Genomic DNA, 24,943 nt, shown 5'->3' on the forward strand with positions numbered 1-24,943 from the left:
AACGTAGACGAAGCCCTGCCACGTCGCCACATAGGTGAAGTCGCTGACCCAGAGCATGTCCGGCGCAGGCACCCGGAACTGGCGGTTCACCTTGTCCAGCGGGCATGGCAGAGCCTTGCCGGGTATTGTCGTCCTGGCTTTCTTGCCGCGAATGATGCCTTCCAATCCCATATCGTTCATCAGTCGTGCCACCGTTATCTGGCCACATCAAAGCCTTCCCGGCGCATCGGGTGCCAGACTTTGCGCACGCCGTAGACCTTTGTAGTTCTGCTCCCAGACGCGGTCGATCTCGGGTCGCAGCGTCTTGTCGCGTTTGGCCCGATCCGACAACAGGTCAGGGTTCGCCCGCTTGGCCATGTGATTGTAGAACGTGGATGGGGCAATCGGCAGGTGCTCGCAGATCGGCTCGACCCCGATATTCCTGTTCTTTTCGATAAAAGGCGATCATGTCCTGGACCGGCGGTCGAGCTCCGCCTGAGCAAAATATGCAGACGCCTTTCGCAGAATCTCATTGGCCTTGACACGAGACACAAGCATTCCCGGGTGCAATCATCTATCACCGCCAGAACCCGGAACTTCCGAGACGCGCCGAAGCTGTCGGACACGAAGTCCAAGGACCAGCGTGCATTTGGATATGCGGCACCAGGCGTCGGTGTTCTTGTCCCGCGCGCCCGTTTCCAGCCGCGCCGTCGTTTCACTGACAACCCTTCCTCGCGGTAGATGCGATACAGCTTCTTGTGGTTCATGATCATGCCTTTGCGTTCCAGTAGAGCGCCAATCCGGCGGTAGCCGAACCGACGCCGCTTGTCGGCGATCTCCTGCATCTCCTTGTGGATTTCGGCCCCGTCCGGCAGGCGTTCTCGCCGCACAGTCTTGGGATCGACACCGACCAGCCGACACGCCCGGCGCTGCGAGATATCATAATCCCGCATCACCCGGCGCGGTTCATTCCGGCCTTCTGCTCCTTGATCATTCCAATGATTTGCGTCTCGGTGAAACGGCTCTTTCGCATGTGTCTGCTCCTTCAGAGTTGGTGCAGACTCTACATCACAGTGAGGGATTTCGCGGGGTGCTGGTCACGACCAGCGCCGTGCGCTGGGGCGAAACTGACCGCGCCTGCAACTAACCTCGAGGGTCGACAGCGATACGCGCGCGGCGGCGTTGCATTGAGCCAGGACCGCTGAGGCGTGCCTCGGGCATGGTTATCCCGTCGCATTCCCGGCTGGCGCGCTGAGGCGTGCCCGATCTGCGCGGGATGGTCGGCAAGGTCCGCGCTTCGCCTCCTGCGGGAACTGTGGGGGTCGGGATCGGCGAACTTGTCAAATGCGCCGGAGCAGTGCGATACTTTGACGCAAGTTGACCTGGGAGGAAGGCTATGTGTCGAATATTCGCGGGGCAGGACCCGGAAAATTACCAGCCGGTCACGCGGCGGCTACGGCTCAACGGGCAAAGCACCAGCATCCGGCTGGAACGCGCGTTCTGGGACATCATCGACGAGATCGCCGACGGCGAGGGCGTTTCCGCGCCGGCCTTCGTCTCGAAGTTGCATTCGGAAACGCTCGAACTGCGGGGAGAGACGCCGAATTTCACCTCGCTGCTGCGCTGCGCCTGTCTTATCCGGCAAAGCCAGAGGCCCGGCGCGATGCAGGTCATGGCGGCCGAGTGATGTGCGATGCCTCGCGCGCCCACGCGCGGGTCAAATAATTTCGGCTGTAGTACGCCTCTACTACCCGCGTGCCGAATTGGTTCGCTAGCCTTACCAAAGCCAGGCCGATGGGGCGAAAGAACCGTGGCTGGAATGGCTCCGGTCGTATCGGCCGACGGTGTGGTCCTGCGCGCGCTCGATGTCGCGCGTAGATCGACATGGCAGGCGGGGGGCATCGGATTGCAACCGCCGCTGCCTGCGGATGGCGGGTCGGTTGCGCAGCACCGGCCTGCCGACATGCGGCTGCTCAGGTTTTCTGACCAGTCGCGCCCGGATGCCGCCGCAAATCGGCGCCCGGAACAAGACGCGGACAGACCGCGCGGAATTGAATGGAGGAGGATACCAATGAAATATTTGCTGAGCGCCGCCGCTGTTGGCAGCTTGATGATCGGCAGCGCGCTTGCGCAGTCGAACCTGGAAAAGCTGGGGGCCTTCAAGGTCACGGGCACCAAGGACCACACCGTCGTGGAGCAGAACACCCCCGAGGCGGATTCGCTGCGCGAGGTTCTCAAGGGCATCAAGCTGCCCGACGGCTTCAAGATCGAGCTTTACGCCCTGGTCCCCGACGCGCGCCACATGGCGATGGCGCCGCAGGGCACGGTGCTGTTCGTGGGCACGAAAAAGACCAAGGTCTGGACCGTCATGGACCGCAACCGCGACCGCGTGGCCGATGAGGTTAAGGATTTCGCCCCTTCGCTGGAATTCGACGTGCCGAACGGCGTGGCCTTTTCCAAGGACGGCTTTCTGTTCATCGCCGAGCGCAACCGCGTGATGATGTATCCCGCCGCCGAATTCTTTCAGGAAAGCCCCGATGTGGTCGCCGTGCCCATCGTCCCGCAGGGCGAGCTGATCCCCGTGGAGGAGGAAAGCTACAACCACACCGCGCGCGTGGTGAAGGTGGGCCCCGACGACAAGCTCTATATCTCGCTGGGGCAGCCGTTCAACGTGCCGCCGCCCGAAAAGATGGACCTCTACAACAAGGTCGGCATGGGCGGCATCATCCGCATGAACCGTGACGGCACCGGCCGCGAGGTCTACACCCGCGGCGTGCGCAATTCGGTCGGTCACGATTTCCAGCCCGGCACCGGCGATCTGTGGTTCACCGACAACCAGGTCGACGGCATGGGCGACGACATCCCGCCCGGCGAGATCAACCACCAGACCAAGGCCGGGCAGAACTTCGGCTTTCCGTGGTACGGCGGCGGATCGACCCGCACCAATGAATACAAGGACCAGGAGGTGCCGGCCGATGTGGTGATGCCCGCGTCGGAAACCGTGGCGCATGCCGCGGATCTGGGGATGACCTTCTACACGGGCGACATGTTCCCGGCCAAGTACAAGAACGCCATCTTCTCGGCGCAGCACGGGTCCTGGAACCGCACGACGCCGGTTGGCGCGCGCGTGATGGTCACCTTCATCGACAAGGAGGGCAAGGCCACCACGCAGCCCTTCGCCGAGGGCTGGATCGACAAGAACGGCGAATATGACGGACGGCCGGTCGATGTCGCCATGATGAAGGATGGCTCGCTGCTGGTGTCGGACGACCTGGCAGGCGCGATCTACCGGATCAGCTATTCGCAGTAACCGCCCACGGCGCCCGGTCGGGTTTCCGGCCGACCCTTCACACGGAACATCATTCGCATGACCCACTCACCCACTTTTCGCACCTTCGTCACGGGGGCCGCGCTGGCGGTTTCCGTGGCGGGGGCGGCGCAGGCCGCCGATCCCGAGAACGGTCGGAAACTCGCCCGGCAATGTTCGGTCTGCCACGGCAAGGACGGCATCGCCAAAGACCCCGAGGTGCCCAATCTGGCCGGACAATCCGCGTTCTACACCGAAAAGGCGTTGAAGGATTTCCAGTCCGGCGCGCGGGAAGACCGTCGCATGACGCTCATGGCGAAACCCCTGAGCGACGAGCAGATCGCGGATCTCGCCGCCTGGTACGAATCGATCGAAGTCGTCGCCACGGTGCCGCAGAAATAGGCCTTTGCCGTATGGCAGGGCCGTGAAGGACATGCGCGTCACGCGTGTGTCCTTCACGAATGTGTTCTACGATGGCCGCCCGGCACATCGCGGTCCCGGAGACGGCTCGCGCACGACAGATCAATCGGGGCGGATATGAAAATCCATGTCACCAGCGTTTTCGTCGATGACCAGGCCAAGGCCCAAAGGTTCTACACGGAAATCCTTGGCTTCACCGTGAAGCATGACATTCCTCTGGACGAACATCGCTGGTTGACCGTTGTGTCCGCGGACGACCCGGAGGGGGCCGAATTGCTGCTCGAACCCGGCGGCCATCCGGCTGTAGGGCCGTACAGGAAAGCGATCTTCGCCGACGGCATCGCCGCGCATTCCTTTCAGGTGCAAGACCTCGATGCGGAATGGATGAAGCTGACCGGCCGGGGCGTGATGTTCGTGACCGAACCGATGGATGCGGGAAGCGTCCACAGGGCCGTTTTCGATGACACCTGCGGCAATCTCATCCAGTTGATCCAGATGAAGGAAGGCTGAACCGGCCTGATCGTTGACCGGGCGAGCCGGCAAATCGCTGGCCCTGTCGGGGCCTCGGGCGGTTCGGGCGAGCCCGGAGGCGGTGTGGTGGCGGCTGATGGTGCGCGGCCCCGGTCCGATTTGCGACAGCGCCGGTCGCGGCGCGCGTCACACGCGGGGGCGTGTTCTGTCGCACCTCCAGGTTGCGGGCGGCGGCGCGTACCTCATGCGTTTTGCGGGGTGTCCGGGGCGGGCGGCGGGGAAGGTGGTCGCGCCCAAAAATCCCGACTTTTTTAGTTGGTGATTATTGCCAAGTGTTTTTATCTGGAATATACGAGGGTCAACGCGTCCCGCGATCCGGGGGGTGAGGTTGGAACGAAGAGGAACTCAAAGTGACTGAACGCAAGCAAATCCGTACCGTGAGCGCCCAGCGCATGATTGGCCTGGGAGCCGCGGCCATGATCGTGGCCACCCCGGCCGTCGCGGCGCGCCAGGGGGCATTTTCCGCTGAATTGCAGGGGGTGCCGGTAATTCTGGCGTCCTCCGACGTCGGTGGCGGCGAAGGGGGCGAGGGCGGAGAAGGCGGCGAGGGCGCCAAAGCCGCCGCCAAACCGGCAGCCGCGAAAGCCGCGGGTGGCGGCGAGGGCGAGGGCGCCTCGAGTGAGGATACCGAGATTTCCCTGCTGCGCGATCTGGGCTTCATGACCGGGCACATGCGCGCGGGTCTCGCCCTCTATGAGGCGGGCGATCTGGAGGCCGCGAAAACCCATATGGGCCACCCGCTGAAGGAGAAATACGCCGCCGTCGAAGAGCCGCTGGAAGATCTGAAAATGGACAGCCTGCGCGATGACATCGCCGCGCTGAGCGACGCGGTCGAGGCCGGGCAGGATGCCGCGCAGGTGCGCGCCAGGTTCGACGCCGTTATCGCCAAGACCGACGAGGCCCGCGCCGCAAGCAACGCCAGCGCGCGCGACACGCTGATGGCGCTGTCGCAGCTGACCCGCATCGCGGCGGACGAATACAGCATGGGCGTCAAGGACGGCAAGATCGAGAACCTGCATGAGTATCAGGACAGCTGGGGCTTCATCGAAACGGTGAAGGTACAGGCCGATGCGCTGGCGAAATCCGACGACGCGAATATCGCCGGAGCGGCGACCGAAGTGGGCGATCTGGCGCGGGCACTCGATGCGGCTTACGGCGATCTGCAGGGGACGGGCGAAATGGATGCCGATCCCACGCTGATCTACGCCGCCGCGGCGCGGATGGAGCTGGCTGCGCTGGGTCTGAACTGACCATGGTTGCCGTGATCGGGAATGTCCTGACCGGCGTGGAGGTGGCGGCCCTGCGGGAGGCCGCCGCCACTTTGGCCTTTCAGGACGGGCGCGCGACGGCGGGCAGATACGCGAAAGACGTCAAGCAGAACGAGCAGGCCAGGGGCGGTGCCGCGCTCGAGGCCATACTGGAGAAAGTGCGCACCGCGCTCGACGGTCATGAGCTGTTCCGCTCCATCGCGCGGCCGCGCCATTTCACCCGCATGTTGCTGTCGCGCTACGGGCCGGGCATGGAATATGGCGCGCATGTCGACGATGCCATCATGGCGGGTGCGCGCACCGACATGTCCTTCACCCTCTATCTGAGCGAGGAAGACAGCTACGACGGCGGCGGGCTGATCATTCAGGACGCGGTCGAGGAACGCCGCTTCCGCCTCGCGCCGGGGGATCTGGTGCTTTATCCCACGTCGGCGCTGCACCGGGTGGAGCCCGTTACCGAAGGCACGCGACTGGCCGTGGTGGGCTGGGTGCAAAGCTGGGTGCGCGATCCCGCGCAACGCGAGGTGCTGCACGATCTGGATGTCGCCGCGGCCGCGGTTTTTGCCCAGGCCGGCAAGTCGGCGCATTTCGACCGGCTTCACAAGGCCAAGACGAACCTCTACCGCATGTGGGCGGAGGGTTGAGCAAGAGCTGAATCCCCGCCCGCGATACGAGGCCCCGTAGCGCGCGCCTCACTGGCGCATGAAGAGAGGCCGCAGACCCATGCGAAGGGCGGCCCTCATCGCCCTGACACCCCCGGGCGCGCCCCCCGAAGCGCCGCCCGACACGCCCCGAGACGCCCCCGACACGCCCGTGGGGCGGCCGCGGGGCGGCCGCGGGGCGCCGCCGAGACGCCTCCGGCCCGCCATGCGGTGTCGGCGCGGCGGACGGCTGACCAAACCCCATTCATGGAAACGATTTACAAACCCCGTCACCTGCGCTTTGCTGTGCGTGGGCGGCGCGGGGTCTACGCCCTCGGTCGCATGTCGGGCCTCGCGGGGCCGGATCGGGTTTAAACGATTGAAGGACGCCATATGCAACTGACAGATCACCGCGACATTGCCGCAGACCGCGCCACGGTCTGGGCCGCGCTGTTCGACCCCGAAATCCTGAAAGCCTGCGTGCCCGGCTGTCAGGAAATGACCGGCAACCCCGAAGACGGGTTCGAGGCCGTCGTCGTCCAGAAGGTCGGGCCGGTCAAGGCGACGTTCAAGGGTCATGTCACCCTGTCCGATGTGGTCGAGGGCGAAAGCTGCACCATCTCGGGCGAGGGCAAGGGCGGCGCCGCGGGATTCGCCAAGGGCGGGGCCAAGGTGCGGCTGTCGGACCATGACGCGGGCGGCACGCGGCTGGATTACGATGTGGAGGCCAAGGTGGGCGGCAAGCTGGCGCAGCTGGGCTCGCGCCTGATCGACGGGTTCGCCAAGAAGATGGCCGATCAGTTCTTCGAGAACTTCAAAACCGTCGTCGAAGGCCCCGCCGACGGTGAGGGTGAGGGCGAGGGTGCGGCGGATGCCGAGCTCAAGGAAAAGAAGGGCTGGCTGCGCGCGCGTCTCGGGCGCGACTGACGGCGGGCCCGGCGCAAGATACAAAGGTTCAAGGAGGATTCCATGACGAGCGTAAAGATGACCGTGAACGGCCGCGAGGTTTCGGGCGAGGTCGAGGGCCGCACGCTGCTGGTGCAGTTCCTGCGCGACGGCCAGGGCCTGACGGGCACGCATGTCGGTTGTGACACCAGCCAGTGCGGCGCCTGCGTCGTGCATGTCGACGGCGAGGCGGTGAAGGCCTGCACCATGCTCGCCGCCGAGGCCGACGGCGCCCAGGTGCGCACGATCGAGGGCATGGCCAACGAGGATGGATCGCTTTCGACCATCCAGCAGGCGTTCCAGGATCACCACGGGCTTCAGTGCGGCTATTGCACGCCGGGGATGGTGATGTCGGCGGCGGCGCTGCTCAAGGACAACCCGAAACCGTCCGAACATGAAGTGCGCGAATATCTGGAGGGCAACATCTGCCGCTGCACGGGCTACCATAACATCGTCAAGGCGATCATGGCGGCCTCTGGTCAGGATGTGTCCCGGATCGCCGCAGAATAACGCCGCGCCGCCGGACTGCATAGAATGAACTCGGGGCCGCATGCGTCGCATGCGGGCACGATTGTTGTACTTCCAGGGAGGATTTACCATGCCTAAAGACAGCGGCATCGGCGCCAGCACCAAGCGGCGCGAGGACGTCAGGTTCCTGACCGGCACCGGAAATTACACCGATGACATCAACGTCCGGGGTCAGGCCTATGTCTACTTCGTGCGCAGCGAGGTGGCGCATGGGCGGATCAAGGGCATCGACAGCACCGCCGCCGCAGCGATGCCGGGCGTGGCGCGCATCTTTACCGGCGACGATTTCGAGGGCGTCGGCGGCATTCCCTGCGGCTGGCAGATCACCGACCGGCAGGGCAATCCGATGCAGGAACCCGCCCACCCGGTGCTGGCGCGCGGCAAGGTGCGCCATGTGGGCGATCCCATCGCCGCGGTGGTGGCCGAAACCTATGACCAGGCCCGCGACGCGGGCGAGGCGCTGGAGATCGACATCGAGGAGCTGCCCGCCGTCATCGACATGAAAAAGGCGGTCGCCGAGGGCGCCACCAAGGTGCATGACGATCTGGACAGCAACCTGTGCTATGATTGGGGTTTCGTCGAGGAAAACCGCGACGCCGTGGATGAGGCGATCCGGGGCGCCCACCACGTCACCACGCTGGAACTGGTCAACAACCGGCTGATCGCCAACCCGATGGAGCCGCGCGTGGCCGTCGGGGATTTCAACCCGGCAAGCGGCGACAGCACGCTTTACACCACCTCGCAGAATCCGCATGTGATCCGCCTGCTGATGGGCGCGTTCGTGCTGGGCATCCCCGAACACAAGCTGCGCGTCGTGGCTCCCGATGGGGGCGGCGGCTTCGGCACCAAGATCTTGCACTACGCCGAAGAGGCCTTCTGCACCTTTGCCGCGAAACAGCTGAAGCGGCCGGTCAAATGGACGTCGACCCGTAGCGAGGCCTTCATGTCGGACGCGCATGGCCGCGACCATGTGACCAAGATCGAACTGGCGATGGACGAGCAGGGCAATTTCCTGGCGCTGCGCACCGAAACCTATGCGAACATGGGGGCTTACCTGTCGACCTTCGCGCCGTCGGTGCCGACATGGCTGCACGGCACGCTGATGGCGGGCAACTACAAGACGCCGCTGATCTACGTGAACGTGAAGGCGGTGTTCACCAACACCGTGCCGGTGGATGCCTATCGCGGCGCCGGCCGGCCGGAGGCCACCTATCAGCTGGAACGCGTGGTGGACAAGGCCGCACGGGAAATCGGAATGGACCCGGTGGAGCTGCGGCGCAAGAACTTCATCACCGAATTCCCCTATGCCACGCCGGTGGCGGTGGAATACGACACCGGCGACTATCACGCCACGAAGGACAAGCTGACCGAGATCGCCGATTTCGCCGGGTTCGAGGCGCGGCTGGCCGCATCCAAAAAGAACGGCAAGCTGCGCGGCCTTGGCATCAACTGCTATATCGAGGCCTGCGGCATCGCACCCAGCAACCTGGTGGGCCAGCTGGGCGCGCGGGCGGGGCTCTACGAATCCGCGACCGTGCGCGTCAACGCGACCGGCGGGCTTGTGGTGATGACCGGCAGCCACAGCCACGGGCAGGGGCATGAAACGGCCTTCCCGCAGGTCATCGCGGATATGATCGGCATTCCCGAGGATATGGTCGAGATCGTCCACGGCGATACCGCCAACACGCCGATGGGCATGGGCACCTACGGCTCGCGCTCGCTCGCGGTGGGGGGCTCCGCCATGGTGCGCGCGACCGAGAAGATCATCAACAAGGCCAAGAAGATCGCGGCCCACATGATGGAGGCCTCGGAAGGCGATATCGAGCTGAAGGATGGCAAGTTCACCGTCGCGGGTACCGACAAGTCGCTGGCCTGGGGCGATGTCACCCTTGCGGCCTATGTGCCGCACAACTACCCGCTGGAGGATATCGAGCCGGGGCTGGAGGAGACGGCGTTCTATGACCCCGCGAACTTCACCTACCCCTCGGGCGCCTATGCCTGCGAGGTCGAGCTGGACCCTGAAACCGGCCATGTCACCATCGAGCGTTTCGCCGCCGCCGATGATTTCGGCAATATCGTCAACCCGATGATCGTGACCGGACAGGTGCACGGCGGCATCGCCCAGGGTATCGGCCAGGCGCTGATGGAGGGCTGCGTCTATGACGCGGACGGGCAGCTGCTGTCGGGCAGCTACATGGATTACGCGATGCCCCGGTCGAGCGATCTGCCGTTCTTCACGGTCGACCATTCCTGCCAGACGCCCTGCACGCACAACCCGCTGGGGGTGAAGGGCTGCGGCGAGGCCGGCGCCATCGGATCGCCGCCCGCAGTGGTCAATGCGGTGGTTGACGCGCTGCAACGCGGCGGTCACCCTGTGACGCATATCGACATGCCGCTGAGCCCCGGACGGGTCTGGGCGGCAATGAACGGCGGCGCCGGCGCGGACCGCTCCGGCAGCATGGAAGAGCGCGCCGTCGGCGGCGCGGCCTGAGAAAGGATCACGAAAATGTACGCATTCGATTTCGAACGGCCCACAACCGTCGCCGACGCCGTCGCGGCGCTGAAGGCCGAGGACGCGCAGGCGCTGGGCGGCGGGCAGACGATCATCCCGACGCTGAAACAACGGCTCGCGATGCCCTCCAAGATGGTCAGCCTGACCGGCATCGAGGAGATGAAGTTCGTCCGCACCGACGATCAGGGCCGGATCTGCGTGGGCGGGGCGACGCCGCATGTCACGGTCGCGCGCGAAACGGCGCAGAGCTATCCGGCGCTCAGCTATCTGGCCGGGCGCATCGGCGATCCGGCGGTGCGCAACCGCGGCACCATCGGCGGATCGCTGGCCAACAACGATCCCTCGGCCTGTTACCCGGCCGGGGTGCTTGCCTCGGGCGCCACCATCGTCACCGACCGGCGCGAGATCGCGGCGGACGATTATTTCCAGGGCATGTTCACCACCGCGCTGGAAGAGGGCGAGATCATCACCGAGGTGCGTTTCCCCGTGCCGCAGGGCGCCCGTTACGAGAAGTTCATCCAGCCCGCGTCCCGCTTTCCGCTTGTGGCGGTGTTCGTGGCGAAATTCGCCGGGGGCGTGCGCGTGGCCGTCACCGGCGCCTCCGAGGAGGGGGTGTTCCGCTGGAGCGAGGCGGAGCAGGCGCTGTCGTCGAATTTCGCCGCCGAGGCGCTGGACGGGTTGTCGGCGGATCCCTCGGGGATGATCGGCGATCTGCACGGCAGCAAGGACTACCGTGCGCATCTGGTCGGGGTGATCGCCAGACGCGCGGTGCGCGCCATCGGCTGACCGGCCCGTGCGGTTCAAAGGTGCGGGGGCGTCGCCCCCGGACCCCCGGATATTTTCGACCAGAAGAACAAAAGGCCCCGCGATGCCGTGCTTCCGGGTGAGGGGCGGATGCCCGGCGGTGTGGCCGGGTCAGCGCACGCAGCGCGGCAAACCCGAGGGCGCGCACTGGCAATCCCGAGAGAATGTGATATCTGGTCGTCCTGTTCAATCGGTCAGCACGAGTGCCGCACATGCCGCAGGACGCCCCTTCCGGGCCAGATGAGAACGACGGCGCCCCGGCGGGGCCGCGCGACATGGCGTTCATCAGCGTCGTTTCCCCCATGCACAACGAGGCCGGCAACGTGGACGCGCTGGTCGCCGAGCTTGAGCGCGCCTGTATGCCGCTCGGCCGGGTCGAGGTCGTGCTGGTCGACGACGGGTCCACCGACGACACGGCGGCGCGCATTGCCGATCTGCAGGCGACACGCCCCTGGCTGCGGCTGATCCGGCACGAAAGGGCCGCGGGCCAGTCGGCGGCGATTCATTCTGGCGTGCTGATGGCGCGGGGCGGTCTGATCTGCACGCTGGACGGCGACGGGCAGAACCCGCCAGACCAGATCCCCGCGCTCGTCACCGCGTTCCGGCGACATGAGGCGTCGCCCGGGGCCGCGGCGCTCGGTCTGGTGGCGGGGCAGCGCGTCGGCCGGCAGGACACGCTGTCCAAGCGGCTGGCGTCGCGTGCGGCCAACGGGCTGCGATCGGCCCTGCTGGATGACGGCACGCGCGACACCGGCTGCGGGCTGAAGGCGTTTCGCCGCGATGCCTTTCTGGCGCTGCCGTTTTTCGATCACATGCACCGCTATCTGCCGGCGCTGTTCAAGCGCGACGGCTGGCGCGTGGCCCATGTCGATGTCACCCATCGCGCGCGCGGGGCGGGGGCATCGAAGTATTCCAACTTTCAGCGGGCCATGGTCGGAGTGTCGGACATTCTTGCGGTCGCCTGGCTGATCCGGCGCCGCAAGACCGCCCGCCCGACCGAACAACGCGCGATCCACCCGGAGAGCCGCGATGTTTGAGTGGGTGGAATGGCTTGAAAGGGTGTTCAAGGTCACCACCGTCACGGAGCTTGTCTGGGTCGGAGTGGGGTTGCTGGGGCAGGTGATGTTTTCCATGCGCTTCATCTTGCAGTGGATCGTCTCCGAGAAGGAGCGCAAGTCGGTGATCCCGACGTCGTTTTGGTATTTCTCGATCGGCGGCGGGCTGATCCTGCTGGCCTATGCCATCTATCGGCGCGACCCGGTGTTCATGCTGGGCCAGGCGATGGGGCTGATCGTCTATGCGCGCAACCTCTACCTGCTGCATATGGAGCGCAAGCGTTCTGCTGTCTGAGACGCGAAACACCGACCGTTCCGCGGTGAACTGGGGAATTGCGGCCTTTGCGCTGATCACGGCGCTGCGGCTGCTTTCGCTGGTCTTCACGCGGGTGGAGCTGTTCGTCGACGAGGCGCAGTACTGGCTTTGGGGGCAGTCGCTCGATTTCGGCTATTACTCGAAACCGCCGCTGTTCGCCTGGGTCATCCGCGGGGTGACGGATCTTGCGGGGAGCGACGCGCCCTTCTGGATACGCGCGCCGGGGCCGGTGCTTCATGCGGTGACGGGCGGTCTGATCTGGGCCATCGCGGCGCGGTTCGCGCGGCCCTGGCCCGCGATGCTGACGGGGCTGGCCTATCTGACCATGCCGGGGATCGCGGTGGGCAGCCTGCTGTTTTCCACCGATACGGTGATGCTGCCGTTCTTTGCCCTGTCGCTGGGGCTGTTCCTGCGGCTGTCGGGGCGCGCGTCCTGGCCGCTGGCGGCGCTGATGGGCTTTTCCCTGGGACTGGGGATGATGGGAAAATATGCGGCCGTCTATCTGCTGCTGGGGGTTGGGTTGAGCGCGCTGCTGGTGCCGAAGGCGCGGATTTCCGGGCGCGATGCCCTCGTTGCGCTGGGGGCGCTGCTGATCGCGATTTCACCCAACCTGTGGTGGAACGCGATGCATGGGCTGTCGACGCTCGGCCATACGCTCGACAATGTGGAATGGGTGCGCGACCCGGCGCGGCAGACCGAGTTCAGCCTGGGCGATCTGGCCGAGTTTCTGGGAGGGCAGTTCGCCTTCTTCGGGCCGGTGCTGTTCGCGGCCTATCTGCTGCTGCTGCCCGCTGCGTGGCGCCGCGGCGATGCCCTGTCGCGCGTGTTGGTGCTTTTGTCCTTTCCGATCCTGGCGCTGGTCAGCGCGCAGGCCTTCATGTCGGGGGCCTATGCCAATTGGGCGGCGACCGCCTATGTCGGGGCCACGCTGTTGATCGTGCCGCTGCTCTACCGAAGGGCGCCGCGCGTTCTGGCGTTTTCCCTTGCGGTGAACATCGCGATTTCCACGGCTTTGCCGGTGGCCGGTCTGATGGCGGACACGCTGCGGATCGGCGGCGGCGGCGGCTTGCTGCTGGAACGCTACGTGGGACGGGACGAAATGGCGCGGCGGGTCTTCGCCGCGGCGCGCGGGCAGGGGGTGCGGGCGATCCTGGCGACCAACCGCGATGTGCTCGCCGATCTGACATACCGTGCGCTGGGCACCGGGCTTGTCGTCTATTCGACCCCGCCCGAGGGGCCGCCCCAGAACCATTACGCACAACGCGCAGCCCTGCCGGAGAGCTTTACCGGCGATCTGCTGTTCGTGGCCGAGAAGGGACTGCCCGAAGGCTGCACCGGGCGCGCGGCCGGTCGGTTGAGCCCTGAAGACGGGGCCTACCGCAAGCGCCCGATGACCTTGTGGCGCGCGCCCGCGGCGTGCTGGAACGCGCCACCGCCCGACCGGCCGATCCAGCCGCGTTAGGCGCGGCGGCCGGAATAGCGCGCCTGCCATTCGTCGCGCTGGTCGTCCGAGATCTTGGTGAAGAGGACGTCCGGCACCGAGAAGGCATGACCCGCGGGCAACGCCGACAGCGCGGCCTCCACGTCGTCGGGCCAGCTGTCGTCGTCGGTCGACAGCGCCGTCATCATGCTCACCGCCGCGTCGGGGATGAACGGGCGGGAGATCACGGCGTAAAGGCGGATCAGGTTCAGCGACAGCCGGATCGAGGCGGCCGCGCCCTCGGGGTTGGTCTTGAACAGCGTCCAGGGCGCGGCGGCTTGCAGGTATTCGTTGCCCGCCACCCAGATCGCGCGCAATTCGGACGCGGCCTTGCGGATCTCGATCGCTTCCATATGCGCCTCGTACCGGCGCAGGCGTTGGGTCAGATCCGCGATCAGCGCGGCTTCGGCCGGACCGTGGGCGCCGCCGTCGGGAACGGTCTCGCCGAATTTGGAGCGGCAGAACTTGGTCACGCGGCTGACGAAATTGCCCAGCACGTCGGCCAGGTCCTTGTTGACCCCGGCCTGGAAGTTTTCCCAGGTGAATTCGCTGTCGGAGTTTTCCGGCGCATGGCTCAGCAGCCACCAGCGCCAGTAATCCGACGGCAGGATTTCCAGCGCCTGATCCATGAAGATGCCGCGCCCCTGGCTGGTGGAAAACTGCCCGCCGTCGTAGTTCAGGTAGTTGAACGACTTGATGTAGTCGACCAGCTTCCACGGATCGCCCGAGCCCATGATCGTGGCCGGAAAGCTGAGCGTGTGGAACGGCACGTTGTCCTTGCCCATGAACTGGACGTAGCGCACGTCATCCGCGCCCTTGTCGGTGCGCCACCAGCTTTGCCATTCGGCCTCCGAGCGGCCGTTGGCGTGGGCCCATTCCTGGGCGGAGGCGATATATTCGATGGGCGCGTCGAACCAGACGTAGAAAACCTTGCCTTCCATGCCCGACCAGTCCTGCTCGCCGCGCTTGACCGGCACGCCCCAATCCAGATCGCGGGTGATCCCGCGGTCGCGCAGCCCCTCGCCATCGTTGAGCCACTTGCGCGCAATGGAGGTCGTCAGGATCGGCCAGTCGGTCTTGGCGTCGATCCAGCTTTCGAGAGCGCCGCGCATCTGGCTTTGCCTGAGGTAGAGATGCTTGGTTTCGCGCACCTCCAGATCGGTCGATCCCGAAATCGCGCTGTGCGGCGCGATCAGGTCGGTGGGGTCGAGCTGCTTGGTGCAGTTCTCGCACTGATCGCCGCGCGCCTTGTCGTAGCCGCAGTTGGGGCAGGTGCCCTCGATATAGCGGTCGGGCAGAAAGCGGCCGTCGGCGTGCGAATAGACCTGACGTTCCGATTTTTCCTCGATCAGGTCGTTGTCGGCCAGCCGCCCCGCGAAATATTGCGTCAGCACGTGGTTCTGCGGACTGGAGGAGCGGCCGAAATGGTCGAAGGACAGGCCGAATCCGCGGGCGAGCTCTGCCTGGGTCGCGTGCATCTCGGCGCAATATTGCGCGACCGGCTTGCCCGCCTTGGCGGCGGCCAGCTCCGCCGGGGTGCCGTGTTCGTCGGTGGCGCACAGGAACATCACGTCATGCCCGCGCTGACGCATGTAGCGGGCATAAAGATCCGCGGGCAGCTGGCTGCCGATCAGATTGCCCAGATGTTTGATCCCGTTGATGTAGGGAATGGCGGAGGTGACGAGAATTCTTGCCATATGCGCGGTCCTTGAAAAGCTGAACACGCTTTAGCGCAGCCGCGCGCCGCGTGCCACCCGCCAAACGAGGCGGGCGCCGATGCGGGGGCGGGCTGCCTTCCGAGGGCGTCGCGCCCGAGGCGCCTAATGCGGTTGCCTGTCCTCGCCGCGCGGGGCGCGGTCGCGGCTGCGCCCCAGCAGCCGCCCGATGGTGAAGCTGGTGCGCGGCATCCAGACATAGCGCGTGCGCCGCACGACCGTGGGCCGCGCGCGCATCCGCGTCAGGCCGAACACGATCAGCACGCCGTGTCCGGCCGCGATGAAGGTGAACAGCGCCGCCGGCCCATAGGCCGCGATCAGCCCGGAGGCCAGCAACGGGCTGGCGATCGCACCGACCGCGAAGAAGAACATCAGCGCGGCGGACAGTTCGACCCGCTCGTTCTCGTCGGCGAAATCATGGGCATGTGCGGCGGACACCGAATAGATCGGGAAGGTGGCAAAGCCGAACGCCACCGCCGCCAGCATCACCCCCCAGGTCCCCATCCCCGAGGCCGCCACCGTGGTCGCGCAGGTGAGGATGGCGGCGGCCGACAGCCCGATCAGCACCATGCGCCGGTCGTATTGGTCCGCCAGCCAGCCCAGCGGATATTGCGCCACCGCGCCGCCCGCCACGAAGGCCGCGAGGAAAAAGCCGATTTGGTCGGGGCGCAGGCCGACCTCCTGCCCGTAGATCGGCCCGACCATGCGAAAGGCGGCGCTGGTCAGGCCCGCCACCATCGCACCCGCCGCCGCCAGCGGCGAGCGCGTGATCGCAAGCTGCGGGCGCAGGCGCGGGGCCTCGGGGGTCTGGGGCGGGCGCACGCGTGTCAGGGTCAGCGGCAGCAGCGAGGCCACGCAGAGCAGCGCCAGCAGGTTGTAGGAGACATAGCGGGCCGGGCTCAGCACCCCGATCATCAGCTGCGCCAGCAGCGACGCGCCCATGTCCACGACCCGGTATATTCCCATCGTGCGCCCGCGGGTCGCGTTGGACACTTTGGAATGCAGCCAGCTTTCGATGATCGTATAGCATCCGGCCACGCAGAGCCCCGTCGCCACACGCATCAGCGCCCAGAACCACGGGTCGATGACCAGCATATGCGCCAGCAACCCGATCGCGCCCGCCGCCGTCAGCGCCGCGAAGGCGCGCGAATGGCCGACCGAACCCATCAGGCGCGGCGCCCACCAGCAACCGATGAAAAATCCCACGAAATGGGCCGAACCCAACACGCCGACCTGGGTGCGGGTGAATCCCAGCTCCAGCCCCGACAGCGCGTCCAGCGGTCCCACGCCCCCCGAGGACAGCTGCAACAGCGCCACCGAAAGCAGCAGGGCCGCGAAGGAGATGATCACACGCATCGAACCGCTCTTTCCGACAGTGCATTGTCCGGGACGGGGCTGCAGGGCGCTGGTGCCGCTTCGACAGATCGCCTCGAATTGAGGTAAAAAGCAAGGCTGATTAAGGGGCCTCCCGCGGTCGATCGGGCACCGGTGCCGGGGAAAAAAATTTTTCGTTAATCACATTCAAATATAGACATATAACTGGAACACTTGCGGGCTTTGCCTTAGGCTTGCCCCCAAGGCAACTTAGGGAGGAAAGCCGACCATGAGAAAACTGTTTGCAATGATCTTCACGGCGCTGGCGCTGACGACGGCCGCGGCACATGCCGCCGAACCCCACCGTCTGGCCATTCACGTCGACGAAAACGACCCCAAGGTGATGAACATGGCGCTCAACAACGTCAAGAACGTCGCCGCCTACTACAAGGAAAAGGGTGAGGAGGTCATCATCGAGGTGGTCGCCTACGGCCCCGGCCTGAACATGTTCGTCGCCGACAAGAGCCCGGTGAAGGACCGTATCTCCTCGATGTCGCTGGAACTGGACAATGTTTCGTTTTCGGCCTGCGGCAACACGCATGAGGCGATGAAGAAAGCGGCGGGTGGCGATGTGCCCCTGATTTCGGAGGCCAAGCTGGTGCCCTCGGGCGTCGTGCGTCTGATGGAATTGCAGGAAGAGGGCTATTCCTACGTTCGCCCCTGATCGGTCGCGCGCCCCGCAGCCAGGCTGCCGGGCCCGGATCAGGGCAAGGATGGCATAGAACCATCATGATGACGCCGCAGCACCCTGCCGTGCTGCGGCGTTTCTTGTGCCGCATGGGCAGCAGCGCGCCCATCCGCGCGCCCATCCGCGCGCCCGTCCGCGCGCGCTGCTGCCGGGACCGCGCCATCGCCCCCCGCGCCACCGCTCCCCGCGCCACCGCCCCCCGCGCTGCGGTTTCGCGGGCGTGCCCGATTTCCGCTTGCGCCATGCGGCCAAATCGCTTCCCCTTCGGGCCATTCGCGATGCCCAACGAGAGAGAGGACCGCCCGTGCCGCTGACCATGAACCGCGACGTTTTCATCACCTGCGCCGTGACCGGATCGGGCGGCACCCAGGACCGCAGCCCGCATGTGCCGCGCAGCCCGGCGGAAATCGCCGCCAGCGCCATCGACGCGGCCAGGGCGGGTGCGGCGGTGGTGCATTGCCACGTGCGCGATCCCGATAGCGGCGCACCGTCGCGCAGGCTCGACCTCTACCGCGAGGTGACCGACCGGATCCGGGCCGCGGAGATCGATGTGGTTCTGAACCTGACCGCGGGCATGGGCGGCGACATCGTCTTCGGCGGGCCCGACGCGCCGCTGCCGCTGGCGGACGGCACCGACATGATCGGCGCCGAGGCGCGCGTGGCGCATGTGGCGCAATGCCTGCCCGAGATCTGCACCCTCGATTGCGGCACGATGAATTTCGCCGAGGCCGATTACGTCATGACCAACACCCCCGGCATGTTGCAGGCGATGGGCCGGCGCATGACCGAACTGGGCGTGAAGCCGGAAATCGAGGCCTTCGACACCGGGCATCTGTGGTATGCGAAGCAGCTGGTGCGCGACGGCGTGCTTGACGCGCCGGCGCTGGTGCAGCTGTGCATGGGCGTGCCCTGGGGTGCGCCCGACGATCTGAATACCTTCATGGCGATGGTCAACAACGTGCCGGACGACTGGAGCTTTTCGGCCTTCGGGTTGGGGCGCAACCAGATGCCCTATGTCGCGGCTTCGGTGCTGGCGGGGGGCAACGTGCGCGTCGGGCTGGAGGACAACCTGATGTTGGACCGCGGTGTCATGGCGACCAACGCGCAACTGGTGGAACGTGCCGTGGGCATCATCGAGAATCTGGGCGCCCGCGTGATCGGACCGGGCGAAGTGCGCGACAGGCTGGGATTGGTGAAACGCGCGCCGGTGTCGGCTTGATCCGCGCGCGGCTGGCGGGATCGGCGGGGCTTGCGCTGATCGCGCTGGGCGCCTGCACCACAACGGGCACCGCGCCCGCCTTTCGCAACCCGGATGCCCCGATCGCATCGACGACCCGGTTCGATCCGGTGGCCTTTGCGGGGCAATGGCACCCGGTCGCGGGCTTCGGCGCCGAACATCAGGGCGCGGTCACCATCACCCAGGCACACCCCGGCGGCTTTTCCATCGCGCAAGGCGCAGGGGCGCCGCCCCGGGCGGCCGCTCTTTCGGGGCCCGGCCGGTTCCGCATCGCGGGGCAGGCGGCAGAGCGTTGGGTGCTCTGGACGGATGCGGATTATCGCACCGCGGTGATCGGCACGCCCGACGGCAGCTTCGGGCAGGTCTGGGATCGTCGCCCCGCGTCCTCGCCCGACCGGCTGGCGGCGGCGCGCGATGTTCTGGAATGGGCGGGCTATGACATGACAAGATACGGAAGGATCGGCGAATGAAGACGGCAGCGATCATCGGCGGCGGTGTCATCGGCGGCGGCTGGGCCGCGCGCTTTGCCCTCAACGGTTGGAACGTGGCCGTCTTCGACCCCGACCCGCAGGCGCAGCGCAAGATCGGCGAGGTGATGGAAAACGCCCGCCGGTCCTTGCCCGGCCTCACCGATCTGGCCATGCCCGAGGAAGGCGCGCTCAGCTATCACGCCACGCTGGAGGAGGCCGTGGAACGCGCGGATCTGATCATCGAAAGCGTGCCCGAGCGGCTGGATCTCAAGCACAACACCTATGCGCGGATCCAGGCGGCCTGCCGCGGCGATGCAATCATCGGCTCGTCCACCTCGGGCTACAAGCCCTCGCAATTGCAGCAGGACGCGGCCGATCCCGGCCAGATCATGGTGATGCACCCGTTCAACCCGGTCTATCTGCTGCCGTTGATCGAGCTTGTGCCCTCGGGCGCCAATCCGGCCGACCGGGTGGAACGCGCCAGGCAGATGCTGCTTTCCGTCGGCCTGCATCCCTTGCAGCTGCGCGCCGAAATCGACGCGCATATCGCCGATCGTTTTCTTGAGGCCGTCTGGCGAGAGGCGCTCTGGATGGTGCGCGACGACATCGCCACGACCGGGGAGATCGACAATGCGATCCGCTACGGCTTCGGCCTGCGCTGGGCGCAGATGGGCCTGTTCGAAACCTACCGCATCGCGGGAGGAGAGGCGGGCATGGCCCATTTCATCGAGCAGTTCGGCCCCTGCCTGCAATGGCCCTGGACGCGGCTGACCGATGTGCCCGAGCTGACGCCCGAACTGATCGCCAAGATCGCCGATCAGTCGGACGCGCAAAGCGGCGGGCTTAGCATCAGGGAGCTTGAGCGCGCGCGCGACGACAACCTGGTCGCCATCCTGCGCGCGCTCAAGGCCCGCGACTGGGGCGCGGGCGCGCTTCTCAACGCGCACGACCGTGCCCGCGCGCCCGGCGAAGGCGACATCGCGCGCCCCTTGCGCACCGTCGCCCGGGCGGTGCCGCTCGACTGGACCGATTACAACGGGCACATGAACGAGGCGCGCTATCTTCAGGTCTTCGGCGACGCGACCGACCGCTTCATGGAAATCATCGGCTGCGATGCCGATTACATCGCGGGCGGCCAAAGCTTCTTCACCGCCGAGACGCACATCCGGCACCTGGCTGAGGCCCGCGCGGGCGCGCGCATCCATGTCGACACGCGCTGCCTGTCGGGTGGGGGCAAGAAGATGCACCTCTTCCACCAGCTCTTTGCGGGCGAAAACCTGTTGGCGACGGGGGAGCACATGTTGATCCATGTCAGCCTGGACACCCGCAGGGCGACGGCCATTTCCGACGCGCTGGCCGGGAAACTGGATCGCATCGTGCGCGCACATGCCCGCCTGCCGCACCCCGAGGGCGTCGGCGCCGCCGTCGGGAAAAAGGGGGATGCCGGTGCCGCCCGGTGAAGCGCCCCGATGAAGCGCTCCGGTGTATCTTCTCCGGTTGCCTGCGACGGTCCGATGCGGCGCCGCCGCCGATCGCCGCTTCTTCTGGTGGAAAATATCCTCGCCGAAGGCGGCCGCGGTGTTGCGGCCCGCGCGGCGGCGCAGCTCAGACCAGACGGCTGAAGCCGGAGGTCGACCCGTCGTGGCTCATGAAGGGAACCGAGGGCGGCTGGGTGACATTTTCGGCCAGCAGCCCCTGAACCTCCGCCAGCACCAGTTCGGTGATGAAGGGCAGGTCAAAACTGCGCACGGCCTCCAGCGGGACCCATTGCAGATGGCTCAGCTCATCGCAGGCGCCCGAAAAATCATCGAGATCGCCCATCACATGCGCGCAGTCGACCATGAAGAACCGGGCGTCGAACCGGCGCGGCCGTCCCGGCGGCGTGATCGCGCGAAAGACGAAGGAAAACCCGGCCGCCGAAGGGCGGATGCCGCCGGTGTCGAACCCCTGCCAGCTGGGATGGACCCGCGGGGCCGCGGGAACGGCTCCGATACCGGCAGCGGCCGCGTCGTCCGCGCGCGCCAGCCGCAGTCCTGTCTCCTCCCAGGTTTCGCGGATCGCGGCGGCGATCAGCTGCGCCGCCAGACCCGGGCGCGCGCCGCGCTTCAGCCGTGACAGGCAGGCACGCGATAGATCGCCGGTCAGGTCGATCCCCGCATCGCCGGGATCGACGGCGCCGCCGGGAAAGACGAATTTCGACGGCAGGAAGGCAGCGGTGCGCCCGCGTTGTCCGATCAGCACATGCGCGACGCCCGCGCGCCGACGCACCAGGATGACCGACGCCGCGTCGCGCAGCGCGACCTCGGGCGCGGTGCTCATGAAGAAACGGGGCGCGCCAGGACGGGGGCGTGCTCGGCTGCGTGCACGGTTGCGTGCTCGGGCGCCTGCGCAAAGCCGTGCATCCGCTTGGCCCACTGAATGCCCACGATCACGCCCTTCAACCGCGGCAGCAGGTAAAGCGACAAGGCCACGCAGCCGATGGTGAAGGCCGTGGCCAAGGTCACGGGGTCGGGGCGGAACTTGACGAAGGCCCACAGGATCAGCGGTGCCATGATGTGCCCGACGATCAGGATCGTCAGATAGGCGGGCCCGTCGTCGGCGCGGTGATGGTGCAGCGGCTCATCGCATACGGGGCAATCGCGGCGCACCGTCAGATAGCCGCGCAGCAGCGGGCCCGCGCCGCAGTTGGGGCAGCGCCTGCGCCAGCCGCGCTTGACGGCCTGCTTCACCGGGCGCTCGGCCACGTCTGTCGGGCAGCTCGGCTGAACGGTCTGCGCGGGGGCCGGGCTTACGGCGTCAGGGGCCGCGTCCCGGCCGTCGCGGGCGATCGGTGATGCGTTCATCTTGCAGATGTTCCTTTGATGATCGCTCGTAACATAATGCCAAACGCGCCCGGTTTCACGGGCGCAGATGGCCTTGCGGCGCGATGTCGCAAAAATTTGCCATCCCCCGCGACGGAAATCCGAGGCTGCGCCGTTTGTGGTTCAGGACATCGGGAAACAGATTGACCGCGATGTTTGCAACGAAGCCGACCGAAAGGACTGACCATGACCACGAAGACCAAACTCATCACCGCCGCGACGCTGGCCGCGCTGGGCGCCGGATCGCTGCTGAGCGCGCCCGCCTTCGGCGAAAGCCACATGCCCGCCCCGCGCGGTGCCGACCGCGGCGCCGCGATGTTCACCCAGCTCGACGCCGACGGCGACGGCAAGATCACCCGGGCGGAAATCGACGCGCAGGCGCAGGCACGTTTTGCGGCGGCGGATTCGGACAACGACGGAACGCTCAGCGCCGCGGAACTCCGCGCGGCGGAAGAGGCCCGCGTCCAGCAACGCCGCGAGCAGCGCATCACGCGGATGATCCAGATGCGCGATGCCAACAACGACGGCGTGCTGAGCGCCGAGGAAATGCGCGGCGATCGCGATCCGGCGGCGATGTTCGCCAGGTTGGATACCGACAAGGATGGCGCGGTGTCCCAGGCGGAATTCCAGGCCGGGCACGAGAAGATGGGCAAGAAGCGCAAGGGCCACGGCAAGATGGGCGGCAAGACGGGCGGCAACGGGCACGGCAAGGACCGGGCCCACGACCGCGACCGCGACCACGACCGCGATCGCGACCGGGATGCGCGCCGTCCGGCGCAGGACCCCGTCGCGCAGTAAGGCGCGGCCCGCAAGGCGCAGGGTCCCCGCCCATGCAGCGGGGGCCCCTCATTGTAACGATCTGGGTTTCGGGATAGGCCGGAACAGGGATGGATATGGCGTTTGACAGCCTTGGCGATGCCTCTGACGACACGCTCTTGGTGCTTTATGCCAACGGCGACCCTCAGGCGGCGCGTACCCTTTCGCTGCGGCTCGTGCCTCGGATGAACGCGCTGGCGCGGCGGATGCTGGGCGACCGCGCCGAGGCGGAGGACGTCACCCAGGATGCGATGCTGCGGCTGTGGCAGATCGCGCCCGACTGGCGACCCGGCGGCGCGCAGGTTTCGACCTGGCTCTACCGGGTTACGGTCAACCTGTGCACCGACCGGCTACGGCGCAGGCGCGGCACCCCGCTCGACGCGATCGAGGAGCCGCGGGACGACGCCCCCAGCGTCGAACAGGCGATGCTGGCGCGCAGTCGGCAGGAGGCGCTGGACCGCGCGCTTCAGCAGCTGCCCGAACGCCAGCGCCAGGCAGTGGTGCTGCGCCACATAGAGGGGCTGCCCAACCCCGAGATCGCCACGATCCTCGACGTCGGCGTGGAGGCGGTCGAAAGCCTGACCGCGCGGGGCAAGCGGGCGCTGAAGACGGCCCTTTCCGGGCGAAGGAATGAATTGGGGTTTGACGATGGCTGATCCGGATCACGACGATATCATGCTCGAACGCCTTCTGGACGCCGCGCGCGATGCGCCCCCTGATCCCGGCGCCGATTTGATGGCGCGGGTGCTGGCCGATGCCCGGCGGCTGCAACCCCGGCCTGCCGAGGGGGGGCAAATGGCAGTGCATGCGGGGCGCGGCGGCGCCACCGTCGGCGCGCGCGCGCGGGGACGGCTGCGCGATTTCCTCGGGACGTTGGGCGGCTGGCCCGCCGTGGCGGGGCTGGGCGCGGTCGCGTTGACCGGCCTGTGGCTGGGCGTGTCGCCGCCCGCGGCGCTGGATCAGGCGAGCGCCCCCTATTTTTCGACGGTCGAATTGCTGGCGGACGATGACGTCCTTTACGGCTTCGACGTGTTGCTGGCAGAAGGATGAGGCCAAGATGACGCATTCGCAAGGCAGGTCGCGCGCGGGCGCAAGCCGCCCGTTCAGGGTGGTCCTGTTCCTCTCGCTCGCCGTGAACCTTCTGATCCTCGGGCTGGCGGCGGGATTTTTCTTGCGCGGTCCGGGCGAGGGGCACCGCAGGGCGCAGTTCCGTGGCGGCGAGGCGCCATTCATGCAGGCGCTGGAGCCGCGCGACCGCCGCGCCCTGGCGCAGTCCATCGCCACGCGGCGCGAAACGCCCGAGACGCACCGCGCGCGCACCCGCGAACGGTTTGCGGGGCTGGTTGCCGCGCTTCGCGCCGATCCGTTCGATCCGGCCGCTTTGGCGGCGCTGCTGTCGCAGCAAAACGATGAGGCGGACCAGCGCAGGCGGCAGGGGCAGGACGCCTTTCTGGCACTGGTCGAAGGCAAATCCGCGCAGGAACGCGCGGCCATCGCCGACCGGCTGGAGGCGGTCCTGAAAAAGCCGCGCCGGGGTGCCGACGCACGCGCGGAGCCGAAGCGTTAGGCGCCGCGCGGCCTTTGCCCGCCGCGCCGGTTTCCCCGCCCCCGCAGACGACCACAAACGGCCGCAGACGCCGAGAGACCGTCGCGGGCAGGGGCGGCGCAGACGGCCGCGGGCAGGGGGCGTCAGTGCAACGGTGTGCCGAAGCTGCCGAGGGTGACAAGGTTGCGCCCCTCGGCCTTTGACGCGTAAAGCGCACGATCCGCGCAATCGACCAGCGCATCGGCGCAATCGGCCTGTCCGCTGCTCAGCGCCATCCCGATGCTGAGCGTGATGTGCAGCGTGGTGCCGCAAGGCAGCATGAAAGCTTCCTCGGCGATGCGCCGACGCAGCCGTTCGGCGGCCGCGCGCGCGTTCGCTTCGGAGCAGTTTGGCAGGATGATCAGGAATTCCTCTCCGCCGTAGCGTGCGATCAGATCCTGATCGCGCAGG

At 66.8% G+C, this 24,943-nt stretch carries 26 protein-coding genes, 2 pseudogenes and 1 other annotated feature; of the genes and pseudogenes, 21 read left to right on the forward strand and 7 right to left on the reverse strand.

Annotated features, from left to right (window positions below):
• Both ACU0BR_RS09265 and ACU0BR_RS09270 read right to left on the reverse strand, forming a co-directional pair.
• Positions 1-519 (reverse strand): annotated as a pseudogene (locus ACU0BR_RS09265) (IS3 family transposase); the annotation flags it as partial.
• Positions 376-490, reverse strand: a sequence feature (AL1L pseudoknot). Its footprint overlaps the pseudogene before it by 115 nt.
• Positions 519-953 (reverse strand): annotated as a pseudogene (locus ACU0BR_RS09270) (IS3 family transposase); the annotation flags it as partial. The pseudogenes ACU0BR_RS09265 and ACU0BR_RS09270, both read right to left, overlap by 1 nt.
• Before the next feature lie 422 nt (positions 954-1,375).
• Here ACU0BR_RS09270 and ACU0BR_RS09275 point away from each other — a divergent pair.
• From ACU0BR_RS09275 to ACU0BR_RS09335, 13 genes are all read left to right on the forward strand, one after another.
• Entirely contained in the window at positions 1,376-1,666 is a 291-nt protein-coding gene (locus tag ACU0BR_RS09275) for a ribbon-helix-helix domain-containing protein (RefSeq protein ID WP_446156555.1), read from the forward strand.
• Between the two features lie 384 nt (positions 1,667-2,050).
• Positions 2,051-3,289, forward strand: a complete 1,239-nt coding sequence (locus ACU0BR_RS09280; protein WP_446156556.1) for a PQQ-dependent sugar dehydrogenase — start codon at positions 2,051-2,053, stop codon at positions 3,287-3,289.
• Positions 3,290-3,346: 57 nt separating this feature from the next.
• The gene (locus ACU0BR_RS09285; RefSeq protein WP_446156557.1) at positions 3,347-3,688 is read left to right on the forward strand and encodes a c-type cytochrome; all 342 of its coding nucleotides are present in this window, start codon (positions 3,347-3,349) and stop codon (positions 3,686-3,688) included.
• Positions 3,689-3,823: 135 nt separating this feature from the next.
• On the forward strand, positions 3,824-4,216 hold the full coding sequence (locus tag ACU0BR_RS09290) for a VOC family protein (protein ID WP_446156558.1): 393 nt from the start codon (positions 3,824-3,826) through the stop codon (positions 4,214-4,216).
• A 371-nt stretch (positions 4,217-4,587) separates the two neighbouring features.
• Positions 4,588-5,487: a hypothetical protein gene (locus tag ACU0BR_RS09295; protein WP_446156559.1), complete on the forward strand. Its 900-nt coding sequence runs from the start codon at positions 4,588-4,590 to the stop codon at positions 5,485-5,487.
• A 2-nt stretch (positions 5,488-5,489) separates the two neighbouring features.
• Complete coding sequence (locus tag ACU0BR_RS09300) at positions 5,490-6,149, forward strand: Fe2+-dependent dioxygenase (RefSeq protein WP_446156560.1); 660 nt, start codon at positions 5,490-5,492, stop codon at positions 6,147-6,149.
• Between the two features lie 390 nt (positions 6,150-6,539).
• Positions 6,540-7,073: a CoxG family protein gene (locus tag ACU0BR_RS09305; protein ID WP_446156561.1), complete on the forward strand. Its 534-nt coding sequence runs from the start codon at positions 6,540-6,542 to the stop codon at positions 7,071-7,073.
• A 42-nt stretch (positions 7,074-7,115) separates the two neighbouring features.
• A complete protein-coding gene (locus ACU0BR_RS09310; protein ID WP_446156562.1) occupies positions 7,116-7,601 on the forward strand; it encodes a (2Fe-2S)-binding protein in 486 nt (161 codons plus the stop codon).
• Positions 7,602-7,689: 88 nt separating this feature from the next.
• Positions 7,690-10,110, forward strand: coding sequence for a xanthine dehydrogenase family protein molybdopterin-binding subunit (locus ACU0BR_RS09315; protein WP_446156563.1), 2,421 nt, complete (start codon positions 7,690-7,692; stop codon positions 10,108-10,110).
• Between the two features lie 15 nt (positions 10,111-10,125).
• Positions 10,126-10,917 (forward strand): FAD binding domain-containing protein, encoded by a 792-nt coding sequence (locus ACU0BR_RS09320; RefSeq protein WP_446156564.1) that lies wholly within the window; start codon positions 10,126-10,128, stop codon positions 10,915-10,917.
• 293 nt (positions 10,918-11,210) lie between these two features.
• Positions 11,211-11,972 carry a glycosyltransferase family 2 protein gene (locus ACU0BR_RS09325; protein WP_446156565.1) on the forward strand — a complete coding sequence of 254 codons (762 nt, stop codon included), beginning with the start codon at positions 11,211-11,213 and terminating at the stop codon, positions 11,970-11,972.
• Positions 11,965-12,285: a lipid-A-disaccharide synthase N-terminal domain-containing protein gene (locus ACU0BR_RS09330; RefSeq protein ID WP_446156566.1), complete on the forward strand. Its 321-nt coding sequence runs from the start codon at positions 11,965-11,967 to the stop codon at positions 12,283-12,285. The genes ACU0BR_RS09325 and ACU0BR_RS09330 overlap by 8 nt, the downstream gene beginning before the upstream one ends.
• A gap of 25 nt (positions 12,286-12,310) precedes the next feature.
• Complete coding sequence (locus tag ACU0BR_RS09335; RefSeq protein WP_446156567.1) at positions 12,311-13,768, forward strand: ArnT family glycosyltransferase; 1,458 nt, start codon at positions 12,311-12,313, stop codon at positions 13,766-13,768.
• Here the strand turns inward: ACU0BR_RS09335 and metG are convergent.
• Together metG and ACU0BR_RS09345 are read right to left on the reverse strand one after the other, a co-directional pair.
• Positions 13,765-15,483: a methionine--tRNA ligase gene (gene metG / locus ACU0BR_RS09340; protein ID WP_446156568.1), complete on the reverse strand. Its 1,719-nt coding sequence runs from the start codon at positions 15,481-15,483 to the stop codon at positions 13,765-13,767. The genes ACU0BR_RS09335 and metG overlap by 4 nt on opposite strands.
• 123 nt (positions 15,484-15,606) lie before the next feature.
• Positions 15,607-16,857: an MFS transporter gene (locus ACU0BR_RS09345; protein WP_446156569.1), complete on the reverse strand. Its 1,251-nt coding sequence runs from the start codon at positions 16,855-16,857 to the stop codon at positions 15,607-15,609.
• A 247-nt stretch (positions 16,858-17,104) separates the two neighbouring features.
• On the opposite strand from ACU0BR_RS09345, the gene ACU0BR_RS09350 reads away from it, so the two are divergent.
• From ACU0BR_RS09350 to ACU0BR_RS09365, 4 genes are all read left to right on the forward strand, one after another.
• Positions 17,105-17,539, forward strand: coding sequence for a DsrE family protein (locus tag ACU0BR_RS09350; RefSeq protein ID WP_446156570.1), 435 nt, complete (start codon positions 17,105-17,107; stop codon positions 17,537-17,539).
• 340 nt (positions 17,540-17,879) lie between these two features.
• On the forward strand, positions 17,880-18,782 hold the full coding sequence (locus ACU0BR_RS09355) for a 3-keto-5-aminohexanoate cleavage protein (protein ID WP_446156580.1): 903 nt from the start codon (positions 17,880-17,882) through the stop codon (positions 18,780-18,782).
• On the forward strand, positions 18,779-19,270 hold the full coding sequence (locus ACU0BR_RS09360; RefSeq protein ID WP_446156571.1) for a lipocalin family protein: 492 nt from the start codon (positions 18,779-18,781) through the stop codon (positions 19,268-19,270). Before ACU0BR_RS09355 ends, ACU0BR_RS09360 begins: the two co-directional genes overlap by 4 nt.
• The gene (locus ACU0BR_RS09365) at positions 19,267-20,730 is read left to right on the forward strand and encodes a carnitine 3-dehydrogenase (protein WP_446156572.1); all 1,464 of its coding nucleotides are present in this window, start codon (positions 19,267-19,269) and stop codon (positions 20,728-20,730) included. Before ACU0BR_RS09360 ends, ACU0BR_RS09365 begins: the two co-directional genes overlap by 4 nt.
• Positions 20,731-20,875: 145 nt before the next feature.
• Here the strand turns inward: ACU0BR_RS09365 and ACU0BR_RS09370 are convergent, their stop codons facing one another.
• On the reverse strand, positions 20,876-21,589 hold the full coding sequence (locus ACU0BR_RS09370) for a DNA mismatch repair protein MutT (RefSeq protein ID WP_446156573.1): 714 nt from the start codon (positions 21,587-21,589) through the stop codon (positions 20,876-20,878).
• Positions 21,586-22,113 carry a DUF983 domain-containing protein gene (locus tag ACU0BR_RS09375; RefSeq protein ID WP_446156574.1) on the reverse strand — a complete coding sequence of 176 codons (528 nt, stop codon included), beginning with the start codon at positions 22,111-22,113 and terminating at the stop codon, positions 21,586-21,588. Before ACU0BR_RS09375 ends, ACU0BR_RS09370 begins: the two co-directional genes overlap by 4 nt.
• A gap of 204 nt (positions 22,114-22,317) precedes the next feature.
• On the opposite strand from ACU0BR_RS09375, the gene ACU0BR_RS09380 reads away from it, so the two are divergent.
• From ACU0BR_RS09380 to ACU0BR_RS09395, 4 genes are all read left to right on the forward strand, one after another.
• On the forward strand, positions 22,318-22,929 hold the full coding sequence (locus tag ACU0BR_RS09380) for an EF-hand domain-containing protein (protein WP_446156575.1): 612 nt from the start codon (positions 22,318-22,320) through the stop codon (positions 22,927-22,929).
• Between the two features lie 89 nt (positions 22,930-23,018).
• The gene (locus ACU0BR_RS09385) at positions 23,019-23,603 is read left to right on the forward strand and encodes an RNA polymerase sigma factor (RefSeq protein WP_446156576.1); all 585 of its coding nucleotides are present in this window, start codon (positions 23,019-23,021) and stop codon (positions 23,601-23,603) included.
• Positions 23,596-23,997, forward strand: coding sequence for a hypothetical protein (locus tag ACU0BR_RS09390; RefSeq protein WP_446156577.1), 402 nt, complete (start codon positions 23,596-23,598; stop codon positions 23,995-23,997). Before ACU0BR_RS09385 ends, ACU0BR_RS09390 begins: the two co-directional genes overlap by 8 nt.
• A gap of 7 nt (positions 23,998-24,004) precedes the next feature.
• On the forward strand, positions 24,005-24,514 hold the full coding sequence (locus ACU0BR_RS09395; RefSeq protein WP_446156578.1) for a periplasmic heavy metal sensor: 510 nt from the start codon (positions 24,005-24,007) through the stop codon (positions 24,512-24,514).
• Positions 24,515-24,636: 122 nt separating this feature from the next.
• Here ACU0BR_RS09395 and ACU0BR_RS09400 read toward each other — a convergent pair.
• On the reverse strand, positions 24,637-24,943 hold a 307-nt coding region (locus ACU0BR_RS09400), incomplete at its 5' end, for a GGDEF domain-containing protein (protein WP_446156579.1).

The organism is Brevirhabdus sp. (genome assembly GCF_052826345.1).